The following is a 21,739-nucleotide window of genomic DNA, read 5'->3' on the forward strand; positions in this document are numbered from 1 at the left end:
CTCAGCCCGTCAGGGCCAGCGCGCCCACCGACGCCAGCAGGGCCCCCACGGCCAGCACCGCGCCCGTCCCCATGAACCGCCCCGGGGACACCCGAACGCCCTGCGCGTGACAGCGCTCGAACCACAGCAGGGTCGCCAGGGAGGCCCACGGGGTGATCACCGGGCCGACGTTGGTGCCGATCAGCAGGGCCAGCAACTGGTCGTGGTTGCCCACCGGCACGGCCGACTCGCCCGCCAGGTAGACCGGCAGGTTGTTGAGGACGTTGGCCAGTCCCCCGCCCACGCCCGCCGCCCGCAGCATCCCCGGCAGGCCGCCGTCCGTGCCCACCGCCCGCGCCAGCAGCTCGTGGAGCCCGTTGACATTGACCGTCTCCACCACCAGGAACAACCCCGGCACCAGGATCAACAGCCGCCACGGCACCAACGACAGCCGCAGCGCCGCGCGTCGGCGTACCGCGAAGGCCGCCACGGCGAGCGCGGCCGCCACCGCCGACGCCGTCCACAGCGGCACCGCGTCGATCAGGATCGCCAGCAGGAAACCCGCGCAGGCCACCGCGCACACCCGGAACAGCACCCGGTCGGCGGGCCGGTGGACCTCCGGCGGAACGTAGCACTTCGCACCTCGGCGGCCCCGGCGCCAGTAGAAGAGCCACAGGCAGCCCATCGTCACCGCGATCGACGCCAGTTGGGGCGCCCACATCCGCTCCGCCAGCCCCATGGGCGAGAGCGCCACCCGGTCCGCCGCCAGCAGGTTCGTCAGGTTCGACACCGGCAGCAGCAGACTCGCCGTATTGGCCAGCCACACCGTCGTCATCGCCAGCGGCACCGCCGCGATCCCCACCCGGCCCGCCAGCGCCAGCATCACCGGCGTCAGCAGCACGGCCGTCGTATCGAGATTGAGCGTGATGGTGGTGGCCGAGGCGAACACCACACACAGCACGAACAGCCTCGCGTAACTGCCCCGCCCGACCCGCGCCACCCCCGAGGCCACCACGTCGAACACCTCGGCCCGGCTGGTGAGTTCGGCCAGCACGATCACCGTGCCCAGGAACGCCAGCAACGGCGCGATCCGCCGCATCGCGTCCCCGGCCGGCCCCGCCGGAAGCAGCCCCGTCGCCAGGGACAGCAGACCACAGACCAGGATCCCGCCCGCGAGCCAGTCCAGGGGATGAAGACGCGAGGACAGCCCTCGTAAGACACGCACGCCCCGAGCATGACACAGCGTTCATGACGAACACAGTGACCCAGGAGAACTCCGTTCCTAGGATGGGGCCATGGTGGCACGCCAGGAAACCGACGAGCGGCAAAGGCCGTTGGACTTCTTCATCAGCTACTCCCCGGCGGACGAACGCTGGGCGGCCTGGATCGCCTGGACCCTGGAGGAGGCCGGATACCGCATCGTCCTCCAGGCATGGGACTTCGTACCGGGCACCAACTTCGTCGACTTCATGGACCGGGGCGTCAGCGAGTCCGCCGCCGTCATCGCCGTCCTCTCCCGCAACTACGAACGCTCCCGCTACGGGCGCATGGAGTGGCAGGCCGCGCTGCGCGCCGACCCCGACGCCCCCGAACGCAGACTGATCACCGTGCGCGTGGAGGACATCCCCGTCGAGGGCCTCCTCGCCACCATCACCTACGTCGACCTCGTCGGCGTCCACGACACCGCCGCCGCCCGGGAACTCCTCCTCACCCGCGTCGGCCACGCCCTCGACGGCCGCGCCCGCCCCGACCACCACCCCGGCTTCCCCGGCCACCCCCACGGCCCCGCACCCACCCCCGTCATGAGCGTCCCGCCCGCCGGGCCCGGCCCCGGCAGCCCCGGCTGGGCCGGCCGCCGCCGCCCCGCGACCGCCCCCGGCTACCCCCAGGCCGCCACCGGCCACCGCGCCCGGGACACCGTCTCCGTGCTCCACCTCGCCGGCCCCGGCTTCGGCCGCGGCGCCGACCCCGCCGAACTCCAGGCCGCCGTCTGGGGCGACCTCGTGGAGCTCACCGACGCCGGGGCCCCCGCCCCCGACCTCCTCGTCGTCACCGGCGACCTCACCGCCTCCGGCAGCCCCCGCGAATGCGACCAGGCCCTGACCTTCCTCACCGGCCTGCGCGCCCGCCTCGGTCTCGCCGCCGACCGGCTCGTGATCGTCCCCGGCGGACAGGACGTCAGCGAGGCCGCCTGCCGCGCCTACTTCGCCACCTGCGAGGCCGACGAGATGCGCCCCCGGCCCCCCTACTGGCCCAAGTGGCGCCACTACGCCCGCCTCTTCCGCGAGCTCTACCAGGGCCTCGACGCCGTCTTCGACGGCGACCAGCCCTGGACCCTCTTCCCCGTCCCGGCCCTGCGCACCGTCGTCGCCGGACTCAACTCCTCCATGGCCCACAGCCACCGCCCCGAGGACCAGTACGGACTGCTCGGTCCCGAACAGGCCGCCTGGTTCGCCCAGGCCCTGCGCCCCTACGAACGCGACGGCTGGCTGCGCCTCGGCGCCCTGCGCCACGCCCCGGAGACCCGTGGCACCCTCGCGCCCGATTCCGGCACCGCCCCGGACCCCGCCCCCACGGCCCCCGCGCCCGGCCGTGCCCTGGGCCCCGACCCCGGCCGCCTTGGCGGCACCACGCCCGGCCGGCGGCCCGCCGCCGCGACGCTGCGCGACACCGACGTCCTCACCCGGCTCACCGCGCCCCGGCTCCACCTGCTGCTCCACGGCCCCGCCACCACCGCCCGCGCCGTCGGCCCGGCCGGGGCCGGCGCCGCCGTCCTGCCCCTGGCCGGCCGCGACCTGCCCGTCCTCGGCGCCGCCGCCCCCGGCCACTACCGCCTCCTGGAGATCACCCGCGACGGGCTCACCCGCTGGCCCGAGAGCCCCGGCGAGGCCCCCCGCCGCTACACCCTCGGCTGGCGCGGCTCCCACCACGTCTTCGCCCCCGAACAGCCGGCCGCCCCGGCCCCCGACGATCCCGGCACCCCCGCCCCCGACGCGCCGCCCACCGGACCCGACGAGTCCCGCGCCGCCCCCGGACCCCAGCAGGCCCTGCTCTCCCGCGTCGCCGAGGTCTGCCGCGTCCGCCACCAGAACGTCCAGCTCCGCCGCCTCCCCGGCGACCCGCCCGGCCTGCTCGTCACCTGGACCGAGTCCGGCTTCGTCCGCCAGCAGCGCGTCGGCGTCCTCGTCGGCACCCCCCGCGCCGAGGACGTCGACAGCTTCATCGACCACGTCCACGCCTCCGGCGCCGAACCCGACGCCGAGCTCGTCCACGACGGCCCGCCGCCCCCGCGCGAGCTCCGCGAACACGCCCGCCGCCGGGGCGTCCTCGTCCGCAGCTTCACCGAGTTCCAGGGCCTGCTCGACCTGCGCGGCTACGTCGCCGCCCAGACCGAGCGGCTCGCCGCCGACCCCCAGTACCAGCCCTCCCTCTACCTCCCCCAGCGCTACCGCGAACTGGAACGCCCCGGCGGCACCGAGCGCGACGGGCTCGTCGACGACGTCCTGCGCCTCCTCGACGCCGACCACGGCCGCTTCCTGCTGCTCCTCGGCGACTTCGGGCACGGCAAGACCTTCGCCCTGCGCGAGATCGCCCGCCGCGTCCCCGCCGAACTGCCCCACCTCGTTCCCGTGCTCATCCAGCTCAGCGGGCTCGACCGGGCCCACACCCTCGACGGGCTCGTCGCCGCCCACCTCGCCGGCCAGGGCGTCGACACCATCGACCTGCGCGCCTTCCGCTACATGCTCGGCCAGGGCCGGATCGTCCTGCTCTTCGACGGCTTCGACGAACTCGTCAACCAGGTCACCTACGACCGGGCCGCCGACCACCTCCAGGTCCTCCTCGACGCCGCCGTCGACAGCGCCAAGATCGTCGTCAGCAGCCGCACCCAGCACTTCAGCTCCCAGGCCCAGGTGCTCACCGCCCTCGGCGAACGCGTCGGGCTGCTCCCGCAGCGCCGGGTCCTCGCCGTCCAGGAGTTCACCCCCCAGCAGATCCGCTCCTACCTGGTGAACCGCTACGGCGACGAACAGGCCGCCGACCGTCGGCTCCGGCTCCTGGAGGGCATCCCGGACCTGCTCGCCCTCAGCCGCAACCCCCGGCTGCTCAGCTTCGTCGCCGACCTCGACCACGACCGGCTGCGCGCCGTCGCCGGCGCCGGCCGCGCGCTGAGCCCCGCCGGGCTCTACGAGGAGGTCTTCACCTCCTGGCTGCGCTTCGAGGCCCGGCGCGGCCGGGGCGGGCCCGGCGCCGTCCCCGGACTGGACCTGGCCCAGCTGTGGCAGGCCGTCACCACCCTCGCCCTGCGGCTGTGGGAGAGCGGCGAGAGCGCCCTGCGCCTGGACGAACTCAACGACGTGGCCGAGACCCTCACCGAGCTCGCCGACTCCCGGCTCTCGGTGCCCCAGGCGGCCCACTCCGTCGGCTCCGGCAGCCTGCTCGTACGCACCGACGACAGCCTCTTCCGGTTCATCCACGGCTCCGTCGCCGAATGGCTGGTGGCCCGCGAGGCCGCCGTCCGGCTCGGCCGGGGCGAGACGGGCGAGGCCGACCTCCTGGCCCGCCGCCCCTTCAGCCGCCTGGCCGTGGAGTTCCTCTGCGACCTCGCCGACCACCGCACCTGCCAGCAGTGGGCCGAACGGGCCCTCGGCGGTGAGGACGGCGCGGCGGAGGGCGCGGCCGGCGAGACGGCCCGGGCCAACGCCATGAAGATCCTCAGCAGGCTGCGGATCCCCGCCCACACCGACCTGCGCGGCGCCGTCCTCGCCGGGGAGGACCTCTCCTACCGCGACTTCTCCGGCGTCGACCTCACCCGCGCCGACCTCACCGACGCCGGCCTGGTCGGCGCCGACCTCTCCGGCGCGATCCTGCGCGACACCCGCCTCGCCGGCGCCCGCCTCGACGACGCCGATCTGCGCGGCGCCGACCTGCGCGGCGCCGACCTGCGCCGGGCCCGGCTCATCGGCACCGACCTGCGCGGCGTCCGGGTCGACGGCGGCCGCTGGCACCGCGCCGCCCTGATCAACGCGGTCACCGAACCGGCCGTCCTGGACACCCCCGAACTCCGCGCGGCCGCCGTCGCCCCCGGCCTGACCGCCGAGCCCGGATTCCGCCCCGCCGCCGTCGGCGTCCCCTACGGCTTCGACACCCGCACCAGCCGGCTGCCCGAACCCGTCTCCTTCAGCCCCGGCGGCGAACTCCTCGCCCTCGGCAGCGAGGACGGCGGCGTCCTGGTCTGCGACGCCGCCACCGGCACCGCCCTGCGCACCCTCCACGGCCACACGGGCCGCGTCTACGCCGTCAAGTTCCGCGGCGGGGTCCTCGCCACGGGCGGCGCGGACGGCACCGTACGGCTGTGGGACCCCGTCTCCGGCCGGTGCCTCCACCGGCTCGAGGTCCACGAAGGCGGCGTCTGGCCCGTCTCCCTGGACCTCACCGGGGAACGGCTGGCCACCGGCGACGCCGACGGCACCGTCACCCTCTGGGACGTCACCGGCGGGACCGCCGAGCACCGCCTCCCCGGCCACAAGGCCCCCGTCTACACCGCCGTGTTCAGCCCCGACGGCACCGTCCTGGCCACCGGCGACGCCGCCGCGTGCGTACGGCTGTGGGACACCCGTACCGGCCGGCTCCTCGGCGAGCTCGACGGTCACCGGGGAGCCGTCTACCGCGCCCGCTTCAGCCCCGACGGCACCCTGCTGGCCACCGGCGACATGGGCGAGGGCGACGGGGGCACGGTCCGGGTCTGGGACGTCGCCACCCTGCGGCAGCGACACGCCTGCGCCGGCCACCCGGGCCGCGTCTACACCCTGGACTTCCACCCCTCCGGCACCCTGCTGGCCAGCGGCGACACCGAGGGCCACGTCATGCTGTGGGACCCGCGCACGGGCGAGGCCGCCGGGCCCCCGCTGCTCGGCGGCGGGGCCGTGTACCAGGTGGTCTTCGACCCCGAGGGCGGCATGCTCGCGGCCGGCGGCAGCGACGGCTCGGTCCGGCTCTGGCGGATCACCCAGGCCGCCCCGCCCGCGGCCGGCTGGACGGCCGCGCCCCTGCGCCGGCAGCCCGCCGACCACCAGGGCTCGGTGTGGGCCTGCCGCTTCCGCCCCCACGGCGGCCCGGCGGCCCCCGAGTCGGGACCACTGCTGGTGTCGGCCGGCAACGACGGCTCGGTCCGGCTGTGGGACACCACCACCGGCCGGGGCCGCAGCGTCCTGCGCGGCCACGGCCGCAAGGTCGTGAGCCTGGCCTTCGGCGCGTCGGGCGACCGGCTCGCGGCCTGCGGCAACGACGGCGTCGTCCGGATCTGGGAGCCCGCCACCGGACGCCGGGTGCGCGAGCTCACCGGCGACAACGACCGGCTGGTCTCCGCGGTGTTCACCCCGAACGGCCCGCTGCTCGCCACCTCCAGCAGCGACGGCGACGTCTATGTGTGGAACGCCGAGACCGGCGAGTACCAGCGCGAGATCGACGCCGAGACCGACCACGTCTGGGCCGAGACCTTCAGCGCCGACGGCGAGATCCTCGCCACCGCCAACGACGACGACACCGTCCGGCTGTGGTATCGCAGCACCGGCGCCCATGTGACCACCCTCGGCCAGCACCGGGGCCGGGTGCGCTCCCTGTCCTTCACGGCGGACGGCAGGGGGCTCGCCACAGGCTGCGACGACACCTACGTACGGCTGTGGGACCTCACCGAGAGCCGGCTCGTCGCCGAACTCGCCGGCCACACCGACCGGGTGTACGCCGTCGTCCACGGCCCCGGTGACGCCTGGCTGGCCAGCGCCTCCTGGGACGGGCAGGCCATCGTCTGGCGGGACGGCGCCGTCGCGCACCGGCTGCGCGGCCACACGGGACGGTTGTGGACGGCCGCCGCCCACCCGCACCGCTCCCTGCTGGCCACCGCCGGCGACGACCGGACCGTCCGCCTGTGGGACCCGCTGACGGGCACCGGGACCGGCAGGCTGACCGGGCACACCGGCCGGATCCTCGCCCTCGCCTTCAGCCCCGACGGCTCCCTGCTGGCCAGCGGCGCCGAGGACGGCACGGTACGGCTGTGGTCCCTGCCGGAGGACGGCGACCCGGCGGCGCGGGCCACGCTCATCGGCGTCCCGGGCGGCTGGGCCGCCCTCAACCCCTCGGGGGGCTACAAGTTCGACGGCGACATCGCGGGCGAGTTCTGGCACGTCGTGGGCATGTGCCGGTTCGAGCCCGGCGAGCTCGACGGCCACCTGCCGGGGGTGCGGCGGCTGGCCATGGACGACGAGCTCTGACGGCCCATCACCGGATGGTCCTGACCCTGATCCGCAGGAAACGGGGGCGGTAGACGCCCGCGCGGTCGATCACGTCCCGGGGGACGAGGCTGTTGACGTTGTAGGAGACGACCAGTTCGTCCGCGCCGCGCTCCAGCTCCGGGTGCTCGTGCGGGTTGTACGCCAGGACGTTCGGGTTGCGGTAGCCGCCGTCCGGGCCCGCCTCCGGCGCCGTGTACACCGTGCGCTGCGCCGTGAAGGGCCCGCCGGGGGAGCGCGCCCAGGCCAGCCGCAGCTCGGCGCTGAACGGCTGGTCCGTCCGCTGGGTGACCAGGGCGTACCAGGCCCCGTGCCGGACCACGCTCAGCTCGTCCGAGACCCGCGGGGCGGCCCCGCCGGGACCGGTGAGCCGCGCGGCCCGCGACTCCTCGCCGGACCAGGAGCCGTCGGCGGCCCGGTACCGCCACGCGCCACGCAGGCCGGGACCGTCGACCCGGGCCAGGTGGAGGTAGGAACCGCCGGAGGGGGCCGCCTCGGTGCCGTAGACGTAGGTGCGGTTCCCCTCCCGGGCCAGCCACGCGCCCCAGGAGATCCCGGCCGACGACGGCAGCGCCGTGACCGACTCCGGTCGCGAGAGCCGCTCCTCGCGGAACCGCGCCAGCACCGAGCCGCGCCAGGCGATGTCCAGCGGCCCGGTGCCGGTCCGCGCGTACCGGGCGTAGACGACCGCGACGCCCCGGCCGTCGGGGATCCCCGCCCGCGCCCAGTACCACTCGCCCGCCTCCGGCGGCGACACCAGGGCGTCGGGCCGCCCGGCCCGGTCCCGGCCGGTCACCGTGCGCGGGGCGCCGGAGGGGGGCCACAGGACGAAGCTGTTGTGGACGAACGGCGTCGTACCGCCCTCCCCGGTGACGGGCGAGCGGGAGCCGTCGGGCCGTACCGTGCCGAGGAACGTGTCCGAGAAGACCCACAGTTCACCGGCGGACGCCGGCACCGAGTACGTGCTGTCGCCGCCCGTCCAGTGGCCCGGATCGCGCACCCGGTCGGCGTACTTCCCGAACGCCTCGTCGAGCGCCGTCAGCGGACGCGCCGAGACGACCTCGGGCGGCCCCCCGGTGTCCGGCACCGCCCCCGGCGGCAGGAAGGCGCAGACCACGGCGGCGGCCACGAGCGGCAGCCGGGACACGACCGGCCGACGGCGCGTCCGGTTCGCCATCCACGAGATCAACATGGCGCACAGTCAACCGGCGCGTCGGCCCGCGACCCCGGCGGCCGTTCCCGGCGCTCCGCCGAGCGGGTGATAAATGGCAGCACGGTCAGAGTGCACAGTGACGGCCGCGCACCCGGGGCGCGACGATGCCGTGGGCCGGGACCGTACGTGTGGTCCCGGATCCCCCCGTCCGTTCGTGGAGGTGTCCGTGTACGCAACCGAGTTGGCCGTCAAGGCGCTGGAACCGACCCCCGAGGAGGAGCGCCTGGCCGAGGACTACGTCACCATCCTCGGCTCGCTCTCCGCCATGGAGCAGGCAGTGCGGGAGGGCGCCTGGCACCGTCTGCGCGAGGAGGCCGACGAGCTGATGAGCGCCGCCGAGGAGATGTGGGCCGGTCTCCCCGGGGCCGACGACGAGGGCGTCCCCGTCCGGGCCGCCCATGTGCCGTCCCAGGCCGACGGCTCGAAGATCCGCCAGCTGATCGCCGTGTACGCCCAGCCCTACGCGCTCGGCCGCGTCCTCTACCCGACGAGCCTCATCCAGGACGCCCAGCTGCGCCGGGCGGTGGAGGAGGAGAACACCGAGCGGGAACACGCGGCGGAGCACACGGCGGTGGAGTGAGGGCCCGCCGGGCCGGCGGCCCCTCACGGCGCGCCCCGGCGGGCGTCCGGCAGCGCCACGGCGATGTTGTCGGCCCGGTGGATCCGCAGGCCGTCGCGCCACACACTGCCGTCGGCGCGCACCAGCACCGTGCCGCCGGCCGCGCGGACCTCGCGGATGTGGACCTCGCCGCGCACCCGCCGGTGCCCGCGCAGGATCTGGCCCCGGTAGGTCCAGCGCAGCTCCTCGCCCGGCACGGCATCGGGGCCCGGCCCCGGCGGCCCGTCGGTGAGCCCCGTGTACAGCGCGAAGGCCCGCACGGCCTGGAAGAGCATCTGCACACCGACCGACCCGGGCAGCACCGGGTCGTGGGGGAAGTGCCGGCCGAAGAACCAGTCGCCGGGGTCCACCGCCTTGGCGCACAGCACGTACCCGGCGCCGTGCTCCCCGCCGCCGGGGACCAGCACCACGTCCTCCAGCAGCGCCAGCCGGCCCCGCCCGAGCCGGCCGTCGTGCCGTACGTCCGGCCGACGCGCCCCGGCCGGGGCGACGGGCCGCCTCTCCAGCCACGGGAGCGTCTCCGTGCCGCCGTCCAGGCCCTGCCGCAGGGCGAGCACCTCGGGCGTGAGATAGCCGTGTGCCGCCTCGCCCGTGCAGAAGACCTCGCCGCCGGTGCTCAGCGAGAACGCGTACCGGTCGACCACCGCCCCCGGCAAGACGGTCGCGGACAGCAGCACGGACTCCTGGACGACCGTCGACGAGCGCGGGTCGCACGCCCGGGTCAGCCGTGCCCGGCCCTCGAGATTGCGGCACACGAGGGGCCGGTCCGGATGCGCGTGCGCGGCCCCGGAGAGTCCGCCCAGGAGCCCGAGGGGCTGCAGGGCCATCTCCATCAGGGCGAAGACGGGTAGGCCACTGCCGTGTTCCCGGGCGTACCAGGGGTCCGCCGGGACGTCGTGCTCGGTGACCAGCCGGGCGCCCGCCCGCTCCGGTCCGTCGCTCCGGTGGAGGTCGACGACCCGGTCGACCATGCGCAGCCCCGCGCGCGGCAGGCGTGGCCGGACCGGTGCGGTGACCGCCGCGCCGAGCGTGCCGAGCTCCGCCGGATCGCCCTCGGCGGTGTGGGCGATGTGCAGCTCGTGGTAGCGGGCCCGGGCGCCGGAGGACGTCTTCCGGCAGCAGCCCCGCTCCGGATGCGGCGCCAGGCCGGCGCCGGGCCGCTCCCGTACCGTCGCGCCGAGGTCGTGCAGCCGTGCCACGACCCGCCCGCCGGAGGTGATCTCGCAGTCGGCGACCGCGTACGGGCGCGGCAGCAGCCCGAGTTCGACGACTTCCACCGTCAGCCGCCACGGCTCGCCGGGCGTTTCCGGCCCGGCCGGGCCGCCCCGCCATTCGACGCGCACGGGACGGCCGGGCAGCGGGAGCACCCGGGCCCCGGGCAGGCACAGATGCAGCCCCTGGTGGAAGGCGTACACGCGCAGCGCCTCCAGGGCCGCCGCGACCGGGTACGGCCACCGCGGACCGACGTTCCCGTCGTCGGCCGGTCGTGCCGTGGCGGTCAGCAGGCCCTGGCCGTACCGGCCCGCGCGCGGGCCGACCGTGATCTCCTCCAGCAGCCGGGCCGGCCAGGGCGCGGGCAGCTCGTCCGGCTCCAGGCCGCGCTGGTCGTGGGCGGGGCCGAACACGCCCGCGACGTCCCCGGCGGCGAGCGCGTCGAGCTCCGCGCGGGTCAGCCGGTGGATGTCCGTCACCGCGTGCGGGTGGAACTCCTCCGGGAACCGGGGCACCTGACGCCGTGGCGGCCCCTCGTCGGTCGCGTCGTCGGTCGCGCGGAGCGTGAGGATCGCGCGCTCGCCGTCGAGGACCTCGCAGGCGCCGTCCGGTGCCGAGTGGGCGCGGAGCGGGGCGGGCGCGTACGGCACCGGATCGTGCCAGGTCGCGGTGAACACGCCGGGGCACGGGCGGGGTGCCATGGCCTCGGCCAGCGCGCGCGCCGCGGCGCGCAGCGCCGACGCGGGGCCGCCCCACCGCTCCCACACGTCGGGCACGCCGCCGGGGCGGGGGGCCGGGGCGAGGAGGGTGCCGGCCGCGACGAGGCCGGCCTGCCAGGCGCTGAGGGCGCGGTGGGCGTCGAGCGCCGCCGCGTGAGCCCGCTGCGCTTCGCGCGCGAGCATCCGGGCGATGCCGGTGGGTGTGGCCGTGCCGTCCGGCACCGGTGCCGCCGGGTCGTGGTCCGGGCGCGGTCGGTGGAGTGGCTCCAGGGGGATGCCGTCGAAGTCGAGTTCGTCCACGCCGTCCTTCCCTCTCAGCCCGTCGTCGGGGCGGGGCGGGGTGCGGTGATCCGGGCCTTGAGTTCCTCATCGGTGAAGGAGACCAGCGTCAGGCCCGTCCAGCGCTGGAGCACCCGGCCGTCCGGGGCGCACGCGGTGACGTCGCACCGCAGGTCGATGACCGACGCGGCCCCGGGTTCGGCCACGATGAAGAACGGCTCCCCGTCGGGCAGCGGGGCGAACAGCTCCACCCGCTCGACGCCGACGGGCGCCGGGGCGCGGCCGAAGCGCGTCATCCCCAGCAGGGCCGCCGCCTGGACCAGCAGATCGGCGAGGCAGGGGCTGTACAGCCGTCCCCCGTACGCGCCGTGCGCGAGGCCCGGGTCCCGCAGCGCGGCCCCCACGACCAGCCGGTCCGGGCCCTGTTCCAGCACCGCCTTGAGCCCCCGCAGGGACGGCCCGTGAAAGAGGCCGCCGTCCGCGTAGACGGGGTGCGGCTCGTCCCGGAACGGGTGCGGCGGCAGGTTCCGCCGGGGTGGCTCGGGCGGCGGCCCGGCCGCTCGGTAGCGGCCCTCGTAGAGCACTCGGGTCTCCCGGCCGTCGTCCACCGCGCACACCGTGACGACGGCGGCGCCCGGGTCAGCCGGGTCCGGCACCAGCCGGGCCAGGGCGTGGCCCGGCTGGGAGCCGTCGAGGTACAGACCCCGCCGGACGCGGAAGTCCCGGCACTCCGTCACCGGCCCGGCCGCGCCCCGGCACCGCTCCAGGACGTGGAGGCCCCAGCCGACGGCGGCGGTCAGCGGCAGCAGCGCGGCCCCCGACCAGCGGTGGTCGCGCAGCGCCGGTTCCGTCTCCAGGCCGGCGAGGGCGCGCCGGGCGGCCAGGCCCGAGGCGGGCGGCTCGGTGGCGAGGGTGAACGGCGCGCGCAGCGGCCCGACGAGGACGGTGCCGTCGGGGTGGTCCGGCCGCGTCAGGTCGAGGAAGTGCTCGCAGCCGGTGCTCCGCGTCAGTACGGGGAAGCCCTGCCGGCTGTAGAACTCGCTGAGACGGGCGGCCATGCCGCCCTCCCACGGCCCCCAGACGACGGGTGTCACCCGGCAGTGGGGGTGCGCCGCCGCGAAGGCCAGGCCGTAGCGGGTGAGCGCCTCGTTGGCCAGGGCGTAGTCCGTCTGCCGGACGTTGCCCCAGTAGCCCGACACGGAGGAGAAGAGGACCAGCCGCCGCAGCCGGTCCGGGGCGAGGCAGGAGAGCACGTTGTGCAGTCCGGCGAGTTTCGTGTCGACCACCCGGGCGACGGACTCGGCCGTCAGCTCCCCGAGCGTCGAGTCCCCCAGCACACCGGCCCCGTGCACCACTCCCGTGATGCGGTCGGCGTACGGCGCCAGGGCCGTGGCCAGGGCGGCGGCGTCGCGGACGTCCGCCGCGACGTAGTGGGCCTCGGCGCCCCGGGCGCGCAGCTCCTCGACCAGGGACCGGATCCGGCGGTGGGGCGGCGGCTCGTCGGCCCGATCGTCCTCGTCGGCGAGCTCCGTGCGGCCCAGCAGCACGAAGCCGCAGGGGAGTTCGGCGCCCAGGGCGGCCACGCACCACGCGGTGATGCCGGACGCCCCGCCGGTGACCAGCAGCAGATCCTCGGGTGAGAGGCCCGCCGGATCCGGCCGCGCGGGCACGACGGGGTCCGGGGCGTCGGCCAGGACGAGGGCGCGGCGCAGGGTGCCGTCCCAGCCGACCTCGCGGACGTCGGTGGCGCAGTCGGAGACCTCCGCCAGGAACGCCGCGCCGATCGCGTCGGCCGACAGCTCCGGGGAGACGTCCAGCGCGCGGCAGAAGAGCGAGGAGGCCTCCAGCGCCACGGACTTGACGAGTCCGCCGAGGCCCCCGGCCAGTGCCGCCACCGGGTCGCCGCCCGCGCCCGCGTACCCGAGACGCCCGTCCAGCCCGGTGAGCGTGACGAACGCGGCCCGGGTGCCGCGCGCGGCGGACTTCCGCAGGGGAGGGCACAGGTGCTTGGCGACGAGGACGGCGTGCCGCAGCCGGGCGATCACCTCGTCGGCCTCCGCGCCGGCGGGGCGGCTCATCGCGATGGCGCACAGGTCGACGTGTTCCGTCGCCGACAGCAGCGTGCCCACGCCGCGCGCGAGCGCCTCCTCGGACAGGTCGGACAGGACGTGGCCGTCCTCCGCCACGGCTTCGGCACCGGGCGGCAGCAGCCGGAGGACGCGCCAGCCGGCGGGGCGGAGCGCCCCGGCCACCGCCGCGCCGAGCGGGCCGCCTTCGTCCAGCAGGACGGCGCACGGCCGGTCCGGGTAGGCGTCCGTCCGCACGTCCACGGCGGGCAGCGGGCGAAGGACGGGGAAGGCGCGGCCGAGCGGGATGTCCTCGGTGTGGCGGAGCGCGCGGGCCGGTTCGGCGAGGATGCGTTCCAGCATCTCGGTGAGCTCGGCGACGGTCCGGGCCTCGCTGAACCGGAACAGTTCCTCCCTGGTGATCACCGGGTAGCGGCGCCAGACCTCCGCCGCGATCTCCACCTGCTTGAGCGAGTCGATGCCGAGGTCCTCCTGGATGGAGAGATGCGGTTCGATCATGTCGACGTCGTAGCCGGTCTTCTCGGCGACCACTTCGTGGAAGACCCGCGTCACTTCCGCCCGGTCGGCGGCCGTCGGTCCGTCGGGCGCCGGGCGGTCCGGTTCGCCGCTCCGGTGGGCGGCGACGAGCTCGGCGAGGGCGGAGCGGTCCGGTGACGGTAGGTCGGGGGCGGCGACGGGTACGGCGTCGTCGTCGGCCGGAGCCGGGGGCGGGGCATCCGGGCTGAGCAGCCGGGCGACGACCTCGCTCGCGTGGGTGTGGGCCCGGGCCACCGCCACGTCGTGGTCCGCGATGGCCCGGACGGCCGCGGCCAGGGAGGCGTAGACCCCGCCGTTCGCCGCGCCCGCGCGCAGCAGCCGGCCCAGCTCCTCGGAGGTGGCCAGCTGGCCGTCCAGGAACCGGGTGTGGGCGGCCAGGTGCTCGGCGGCGGCACGCGTCAGGGCCACCGCGTCCGCCGGGGGAACCACCGCGCCGGACGAGGCGGGCCGCCGCTCGGCGGCCCCTTGCCCGGTGGTCCCCTGATGGGCGGGCCGCCGCTCCGCCGCCCGCCGCGCCGCCACGGCCGCGAAGTTCGGGCCCTCCAGCCGCCGGGCGACCTTCGAGGGCGCCGGCCGCTCGGGCGGGGGAGGGGCGTCGTAGCGGTTGAGCCCCACGAGCGGGAGGCCGAGCACGGCGAGCCGGAGCGCCGCTTCCTTCAGGGCGGCCGCGCCGTCGGCCTCCGGCCCGGTGTCGCAGGCCACGGTCTCCACCCGTCGCCCGGCGAGCGTGCGTTCCACGAGCGCGGTCAGCACGCTCCGGGGGCCGAACTCGACGAACACGCCGACGCCGTCCTCACGCATCTCCCGCACCCGGGCCGCGAAGTCCACCGGCCTGCGCAACTGCTCGGCCAGTGTCCGGCGGTCGGCGTCCGGGCCGTGCCCGTACGCCGCGCCCGCCGTGTTCGCGTACACCCGCAGGCGAGGCGCGGCGAAGTCCGTCGTGGCGCACGCGGTGGCGAAGGCGTCGTGGGCCCGCGCCACGAGCGGGGTGTGGAAGGCGGCGGCGACCGGCAGCCGCCGGACGGGCACCGAGAGCTCGGCGCAGTGCGCCACGAAACGTTCCAGCAGGGCCGTGGGGCCGCCCAGGACCTGCTCGTCCGGGGCGTTGCGGCAGGCCACCACCAGCCCCGGGCACGCGGCGAGAAGCTCCCGCACTCTCTCCTCCGGGGCGCGCACCGCCACCAGCCCGCCCGGGTCCGCTCCTTCGGTGGCCTCCGCCATCGCCAGCCCCCGGGCCCGTGCGAGGGCCGGGAGGGCGGCGTCGTCCAGGACCCCGGCCGCCCACAGCGCCGTCAGCTCGCCGAAGCTGTGGCCGAGGACCGCGTAGGGGTTGAGTCCGAGCTCCGCGAGGTACCGGTACTGGCCCATCGCCAGCGCGCCGACGGCCGGCTGGGCGTAGGCGGTGCGGCGCAGGCGCTCCTCGGCCCGCCGGGCGTCGACGGCCGGGCACGGCGGCGGGAACACCGTGCGGGCGAGGGTGTCCGAGGGCGGGAAGAGCGCGCCCGCCGCGTCGAAGGCCGCGCGCACCGGGGGCAGGGCGAGCAGCGCGCCCAGCCCCATCCCCACGTACTGGCTCCCCTGCCCGGCGAACAGCGCACCCACGCGGGTCCCCTCCGGGAGCGCCGCCCGCCGGTAGTGGACGCCGCGCCGGTGCCGCCACGCCTCTCGCCCGGGGCCGTTCCGCAGGTGTTCGACGGCGGTGGCCAGGAGCGCGGCCCGGTGCGCGGCGTCACCGGCGACGAACCCGAGGCGCGCGTGCCCGGGCGGGACGGGCCCCTCGTCCGGGGGCTCGCCGCGCTCCAGCCGGGCGAGGAGCTCGTCGGGGCCGGGCGCGTGCCACAGCAGCGCCCGGGGGACCCGGTGCCCGGCCGGGGGCTCCGCGCCGGGGCCGGGCCGGTGCTCCTCCAGTACGGCGTGGTAGTTGACCCCGCCGAACCCGAAGGCGGACACCCCCGCCCGGCGGACCGGCCGCCCCGGGTCGTGGAGCCAGGGCCGCGCGGAGGTGCTGAGGTAGAGGACGCTGTCGGCGCGGGCCGCCTCCGGGCCGGGCCGCTCCACATGGAGCGTGGGCGGCAGCACCTTGTGGTGCAGCGCCAGGGCCGCCTTGATGAGCCCGGCCGCGCCGGCCGCCGCCTTGGTGTGCCCGATCTGTGACTTGACGCTGCCGACGGCGACGAACCGGTCGCCTTCCGCCCCGCCGTCCCCCGCCCCGTCGTCCGTGGTCCCGTCCACCGTCCCGTCCGCCGGGCCGGTGGCCATGAGCCGGTTGAGGGCGGCCAGTTCCGCCTCGTCCCCGGCCGGGGTGCCCGTGCCGTGCGCCTCGATCAGTCCCACCGAGCGGGGCGCGCAGTCCGCGTCGCGGTAGGCGCGGCGCAGCGCCGTGAGCTGTCCGGTGCCGCTGGGCGCGTAGATGCTCGTGCCCCGGCCGTCGCTGGAGCCGCCCAGGCCCCGCAGGACGGCGTAGATCCGCTGGCCGTCCCGTTCGGCGTCGGCGAGGCGGCGCAGCGCCAGCATGCCGACGCCCTCGCCGATCAGGGTGCCGTCCGCCCCGGCGTCGAAGGGGCGCACTCGCCCGCTCGGCGAGAGCGCGGGTGTTTTGCTGAAGCACATGAACGAAACGATGGAGTTGTCGGCGTCGCAGCCCCCGGTGATCATCAGGTCGGCCCGGTCGGAGACCAGCTCGTCGACGGCGGCCCGCAGCGCCGCCAGCGAGCTGGCGCAGGCCGCGTCCACGGTGTGGTTGGCCGCCCCGAGGCCGAAGCGGTTGGCGATCCGCCCGGCCACGACGTTCCCCAGCACCCCCGGGAAGGAGTCCTCGGTCCACGCGGGCAGCCGCTCCAGATACGTCCGGACGACCCGCCGGGCCTCCTCCTCCGGCGTCCCGTGCTCCGTGACGGCCCGGGCGAGGGCGGGGCCCAGCAGCCGCGCGGCCAGCGGTATCAGGGTGGAGTTGGTGCCGCACACGCCCAGGACCACGCCGGTGCGGGCGGGGTCGTACCACTCGGCGCCCGGGCAGCCGGCGTCGCGCAGCACGTCCTCGGCCACCATCAGGCCGAGCAACTGGACGAGCCCGGTGGAGTCCACGGTCCGCGGTGTCATCCCGAAGGCGCGCGGGTCGAACAGCGGGGGCGTCAGGAACGCGCCGCGGCGGGCGTAGGTGCGGTCCGGGGCGAAGGGGTCCGGGTCGTAGTGGTCGTCGAGGCTCCACCAGGCGGGCGGCACCTCGGCCGTGCAGTCCCGGCCGGAGACGATGTTGTCCCAGAACTCCCGGACGTCGTTTGCCTCGGGGAACATTCCGGCGATGCCCACGATCGCGACGGGGGCGGCGGCGAGCGGACGCATGAGTCGAGTGTTCAGCGACCGGTGGCGCGCCCCAATAGGGCGGACGGAAATATTCACGACTTCCGCGCATAAAGGGACATGTCGCTCCTGGCTTCTCCGTACCCGCTTCACGAGTCGGGCAGCGCCCGGCCGGCGGCGCGAACCACACCCCTCCGGGGCGTCGTTGGCGCGCTCCCGTCCCCTTCCGGCGCGCCCCATCAGCACATCCCGGCCAACTTCGCACACCTGTCCCCATGGGGTATCGAGCCACGCACCAGCAACGTACGCCACATCACCGGGCTAAACCTTGGCTGATCCTCATCCGGGGGTGCTGTCAGGTCGCGGTCGCGTGTCTACTGTCCTCGGCCATGCGCTCACAGAGATTCAGACGCCTCGGTCTGTCCGCCACCCTCGCCCTCGCCGCCGGCCTGACCTGCATGGCCCAGCCGGCCTCCGCCGCCCCCGCCGCGCCCATGACGGTCACCGTCGACAAGGCGACCGCCAAGCCCGGCGACACGGTCACGGTGACCCTCACCTTCACCAACGACCAGACCACGAACACCCAGTTCGTGTACCAGTCGATCCAGCCCACCTGGAACACCTCGCAGGACCCCGCCCTGAAGTACGCGTTCAAGTCCTGCACCGGCGACACCGTGCAGTGCGACGTGGCCAACCAGAGCGGCACCCTGCGCTACCACGTGCCGGTCCTCCCGGGAGCCACCCGCACCGCCAAGCTGACCTACCAGATCGCCCCCGACTCGGCCTGCGGCCCCAGCCGGAAGATCGAGCTCTACTCGTACCTCTACTACGAGTACCAGGGCGGCCAGGCGAAGAAGGACGGCGTCTTCCAGACGAGCACCGACATCGCCTGCGCCACGCCCGCCCCGGCGGCGGCGCACAAGTAGGCCCGGCGGCACCCGGCCCCCGGGCCGGGGCGCACGCGCGGTGGGAGCGGTTCCGGCGGCGGCCGGGCCGCTCCCGGCGAATCCCCTTCTGAGCTGGGGCGATTGTCAGTGCCCGGCAGTAGAATCGGGGGTGTGGAGCAAGGGTCCACGACCCCTGAGGAGGACGCCCATGGCCGCTGCCGTCGCGACACCGCACCCCAACCTGCCGAGCCTTCCCACCCTGCCCAAGAAACGCCTGCCCGCGGGACAGCCGCGCGACTGGTACGAGACGTACAACCGCCAGCTGAAGGCGATGCGCCTGGCCATCGCCCTGCTGCACTCCGGTGTCTACACCCCCGACCGGGCGACGGACCGCAGGATACGGACGGCGGCCGTCCAGATCGGGGTGCGCGAGCCCTCCGTGACCACCTGCCGGCTGGTGCGCACCCTCGTCGCCCGCGGCACCCCGTCCTGAACCCCGGCCGGCCTCGACCGACCCCGGTCGAGGCCGGCTCGCTTCCCGCCCCGGGGCTCCCAACCCCGGGGCGGAACAGACGCATTCCCTCTACCGTTGAGCCCGAGACAGCATGTTTCGCAGGTGAATCGCAGGAGGGCATGTGACCAGCGCGGTCGAGCACAGCACGGTCGAAGTCAACGGCATCAGGCTGCACATCGCCGAACAGGGGCGAGGACCGCTGGTCCTGCTGCTGCACGGTTTCCCGGAGAGCTGGTACTCCTGGCGCCACCAGTTCGGGCCGCTGGCCGAGGCCGGCTATCGCGTGGTCGCGCCCGACCAGCGCGGCTACGGCCGGAGCGAACAGCCCGAGGCCATCGACGCCTACAGCATCTTCCACCTCACCGGCGACGTCATCGCCCTGATCCACGCCCTGGGCGAGGAGAGCGCGGTGGTCGTCGGCCACGACTGGGGCGCCCCCGTCGCCTGGCACACCGCCCTGTTCCGCCCCGACGTCGTACGCGGCGTCGTGGGCCTGAGCGTGCCGCCGGTCCCGCGCGGCCCCGTGCCCCCGCTGACCGCCCTCGGGTCGGTGCTCGGCGACGGCTTCTACCAGATCTACTTCCAGGAGCCCGGCCGCGCCGACGCCGAACTGGCGGCCGACCCCACGGCGGTCTTCCGCCGGCTGCTCGTCGGCGCCTCCGGCGACAGCCCCGTCACCGACCCGCCCCGACCGTGGGTCATCGTCAAGGGCGAGTCCCTGCTGGGCACCATGCCCGAGCCCGACGGCCTCCCCGGCTGGCTCACCGAGGACGACATCGCCGCCTTCGCCCGGGAGTACGCCAACCACGGCGACCACGCCTTCACCGGCGGCCTCAACTGGTACCGCAACATCGACCGCAACTGGGAGCTCACCGCCCCCTTCCAGAACCGCGCCATCGACGTGCCCGCGCTGTACATGGCGGGCGACCGCGACGTGGTGCGGTCCTTCCCCGGCATGGACCAGGTCATCGCGAACCTGGAACACATGGCGCCGAAGCTGCACAGCAGCGTGACCCTGCCGGGCTGCGGCCACTGGACGCAGCAGGAGCGCCCCCACGAGGTCAACGCCGCGCTCCTGGACTTCCTCGGGACGCTGCCCGCCGCGAAGTGACCACCGCCGGCCCGGCCGTCCGGCCGGGCCGGCGGCATGGTGTCAGCCGCCGTGACCACCATGACCGTCATGGCCGCCGTCATGCCCACCGCCACCGTCGTGACCGCCGTCATGACCACCCGACATGCCGTGGTGGAAGGCCATCACCTCGCGCGGCATGACGACGTACGGCCGCATCATCCCCATGTCCTCGTGCTCCAGCAGATGGCAGTGGTACATGAACCGGCCCTTCGCGCCCTCGAACCGGCCGATGACCTTCACCAGCTGACCCGGCGGCACCTGGATCACGTCCTTCCAGCCCGCGTCGCTCTCCGACACCGGCGCCGCCCCGCCGTACTCCAGCGGGGCGCGCGTACCGCCCAGCGTCTGGTCGAAGCCGCTTCCCGCGCCCGTCGGATAGAGCTCGCGGCCCAGGACCTGGAAGTCGATCAGATGGATGTGCATCGGGTGCATGGGACCGCCCAGGTTGATGAAGCTCCACTGCTCCCACGCGCCGTGCTCGACCATGAAGCCCAGCGCGTCGTCGAAGGTCGTGGCGCCCCGGCGGTAGGTGCGCACCGTGCCGTCCGGGCCCTTGATCTGGATCACGCCCTCGCTCGGCACGGCCACCGCGCCGGGCTCCACCGGATGCATCTCCCACAGCCCCGGGTGGCCGCTGCCCGCGGTGCCGGGCGGGGTGAGGGCGAGCAGCCGGTGGCCGTGCTCCGGCGCGGTCTCGTGCGTGATGCGCCGGAACGAGCCGGAGACGACCTCCGGCAGCGTGAACGGGTCCCGTACCTCCGCCTCGTCCACCCGGAACTGCATGATCTGCGGATACCGCACCCCCGCGGCCGCGTTGACCAGCCGGACCCGGCGGCCGCGCAGCGCACCGAAGTCGATCAGCACGTCGAGGCGCTCGGCGGGCGCCACGGGCAGCGGCTCGTCCAGGGCCACGGGCCGCGGCAGCAGCCCGCCGTCCGTGCCGATCTGCCACATCGCGCCCCGCACCGGCTCGCCGGTCTCGTCGTCGACCAGCCCGATCTCGAACGTCCGGGCGTTCGCGGCGTTGAGCACCCGGAACCGGTACCACCGGGCCGCCACGTCCAGATGCGGCCAGATGACGCCGTTGACCAGCGTGTACGGGCCGGTGAACGCCCGGGTGAGGTTCCCGCCCTGCGCGTCGTGGGCCACGACGACGGTCTTGTGCAGCAGCCCGCCCGTCAGCCGGCCGTCCTCGTCCCGGTCGAGATTGCGGTCCTGGACGATCAGCGGGATCTCGTACGCGCCGCGCGGCAGCCGCAGGGCGTCCTCCTCGTCGTCCCGCACCAGGTACATCCCGGCCAGGCCCGCGAAGACGTTCCAGCGGGTGATGTCCATCGCGTGGTCGTGGTACCACCAGGCCACGGCCCGGTGGTCGTTGGGGTATTCGGCGAGCTGGCTGTCGCCGGGCGAGACGGCGTTCTCCGTCCAGCCGTCGTTGCCGCCCCCGGTGTTGGCGCCGTGCAGATGCGTGACCGTCCACGCGGGCAGCGCGGCCACCTCGGCCAGCGGCTTTGCGCCGCCGCGCCCCGGCTCGTCCGCCGGGTCGGGCCCGCCCGGCACGGGCACGGCCTCGACGGCCACCACCGGATGCGCGCCCGTCAGCCGGTTGCTCCAGGCGACGCGGAGCCGGCGGCCCCGCCGGACCTCGATGGTCGGCCCCGGGAAGTGGCCCTCGTACGTCCACGCCCGGGTGGGCGGCAGCTGCGAGTGCAGGCGCGCCCAGGTGGTGGTCTGGTTGATCTCGATGCCCCTGAGCGCCTCGGCGCGGCCGGGCCGCAGCACCGGCGGGACGCGCAAGGCGTCGACGAAGGGCGTGAGCTCCGCTGCGGCTTCCTGCTTTCCGGCAGGGCCGAGCACTGTTTCGGTCATGCGGTACCCCCGTACACGCTTCCCCCGTGCCGCCGGCCGGAGCCCGGCGGCAGCTGTCACCACTCAAGACGCTTTTGCGCACAACAGGGTTGCGTGTAAACGGGAG

Annotated in this window: 10 protein-coding genes; 5 read left to right on the forward strand and 5 right to left on the reverse strand. The window is 75.6% G+C overall.

The features are described 5' to 3' along the window. Position 1: 1 nt before the first annotated feature. Positions 2 to 1,204 carry an SLC13 family permease gene (locus EKH77_RS29930; RefSeq protein WP_240667606.1) on the reverse strand — a complete coding sequence of 401 codons (1,203 nt, stop codon included), beginning with the start codon at positions 1,202 to 1,204 and terminating at the stop codon, positions 2 to 4. Positions 1,205 to 1,274: 70 nt separating this feature from the next. Between EKH77_RS29930 and EKH77_RS29935 the strand changes: the two genes are divergently transcribed. Next, positions 1,275 to 7,247, forward strand: coding sequence for a TIR domain-containing protein (locus tag EKH77_RS29935; RefSeq protein WP_126917359.1), 5,973 nt, complete (start codon positions 1,275 to 1,277; stop codon positions 7,245 to 7,247). Positions 7,248 to 7,254: 7 nt separating this feature from the next. On the opposite strand, the gene EKH77_RS29940 is transcribed toward EKH77_RS29935, so the two are convergent. Then, positions 7,255 to 8,457, reverse strand: coding sequence for a hypothetical protein (locus EKH77_RS29940; RefSeq protein WP_126917360.1), 1,203 nt, complete (start codon positions 8,455 to 8,457; stop codon positions 7,255 to 7,257). Between the two features lie 187 nt (positions 8,458 to 8,644). Between EKH77_RS29940 and EKH77_RS29945 the strand changes: the two genes are divergently transcribed. Next, entirely contained in the window at positions 8,645 to 9,058 is a 414-nt protein-coding gene (locus tag EKH77_RS29945; protein WP_126917361.1) for a hypothetical protein, read from the forward strand. 23 nt (positions 9,059 to 9,081) lie between these two features. Here the strand turns inward: EKH77_RS29945 and EKH77_RS29950 are convergent, their stop codons facing one another. Both EKH77_RS29950 and EKH77_RS29955 read right to left on the reverse strand, forming a co-directional pair. Next, positions 9,082 to 11,328 carry a 3-hydroxyacyl-ACP dehydratase gene (locus EKH77_RS29950; RefSeq protein ID WP_126917362.1) on the reverse strand — a complete coding sequence of 749 codons (2,247 nt, stop codon included), beginning with the start codon at positions 11,326 to 11,328 and terminating at the stop codon, positions 9,082 to 9,084. Between the two features lie 14 nt (positions 11,329 to 11,342). After that, positions 11,343 to 17,273, reverse strand: coding sequence for a type I polyketide synthase (locus EKH77_RS29955; RefSeq protein WP_164737904.1), 5,931 nt, complete (start codon positions 17,271 to 17,273; stop codon positions 11,343 to 11,345). A gap of 347 nt (positions 17,274 to 17,620) precedes the next feature. Between EKH77_RS29955 and EKH77_RS29960 the strand changes: the two genes are divergently transcribed. From EKH77_RS29960 to EKH77_RS29970, 3 genes are all read left to right on the forward strand, one after another. After that, positions 17,621 to 18,157 (forward strand): hypothetical protein, encoded by a 537-nt coding sequence (locus tag EKH77_RS29960; protein WP_126917364.1) that lies wholly within the window; start codon positions 17,621 to 17,623, stop codon positions 18,155 to 18,157. 169 nt (positions 18,158 to 18,326) lie between these two features. Then, positions 18,327 to 18,611, forward strand: coding sequence for a hypothetical protein (locus EKH77_RS29965; protein ID WP_126917365.1), 285 nt, complete (start codon positions 18,327 to 18,329; stop codon positions 18,609 to 18,611). Positions 18,612 to 18,753: 142 nt separating this feature from the next. Continuing rightward, positions 18,754 to 19,743 (forward strand): alpha/beta fold hydrolase, encoded by a 990-nt coding sequence (locus EKH77_RS29970; RefSeq protein ID WP_126917366.1) that lies wholly within the window; start codon positions 18,754 to 18,756, stop codon positions 19,741 to 19,743. 42 nt (positions 19,744 to 19,785) lie between these two features. On the opposite strand, the gene phsA is transcribed toward EKH77_RS29970, so the two are convergent. Next, a complete protein-coding gene (gene phsA / locus EKH77_RS29975) occupies positions 19,786 to 21,633 on the reverse strand; it encodes an O-aminophenol oxidase PhsA (RefSeq protein WP_126917367.1) in 1,848 nt (615 codons plus the stop codon). Positions 21,634 to 21,739: the final 106 nt, after the last annotated feature.

Source organism: Streptomyces luteoverticillatus (genome assembly GCF_003970715.1).
Classification (GTDB): domain Bacteria; phylum Actinomycetota; class Actinomycetes; order Streptomycetales; family Streptomycetaceae; genus Streptomyces; species Streptomyces abikoensis.

Coding starts and splice junctions, on each gene's coding strand:
- EKH77_RS29935 (WP_126917359.1), top strand. CDS start 1,275: ATGGTGGCACGCCAGGAAACCGACGAGCGGCAAAGGCCGTTGGACTTC.
- EKH77_RS29940 (WP_126917360.1), bottom strand. CDS start 8,457: ATGTTGATCTCGTGGATGGCGAACCGGACGCGCCGTCGGCCGGTCGTG.
- EKH77_RS29955 (WP_164737904.1), bottom strand. CDS start 17,273: ATGCGTCCGCTCGCCGCCGCCCCCGTCGCGATCGTGGGCATCGCCGGA.
- EKH77_RS29960 (WP_126917364.1), top strand. CDS start 17,621: ATGCGCTCACAGAGATTCAGACGCCTCGGTCTGTCCGCCACCCTCGCC.
- EKH77_RS29965 (WP_126917365.1), top strand. CDS start 18,327: ATGGCCGCTGCCGTCGCGACACCGCACCCCAACCTGCCGAGCCTTCCC.
- phsA (WP_126917367.1), bottom strand. CDS start 21,633: ATGACCGAAACAGTGCTCGGCCCTGCCGGAAAGCAGGAAGCCGCAGCG.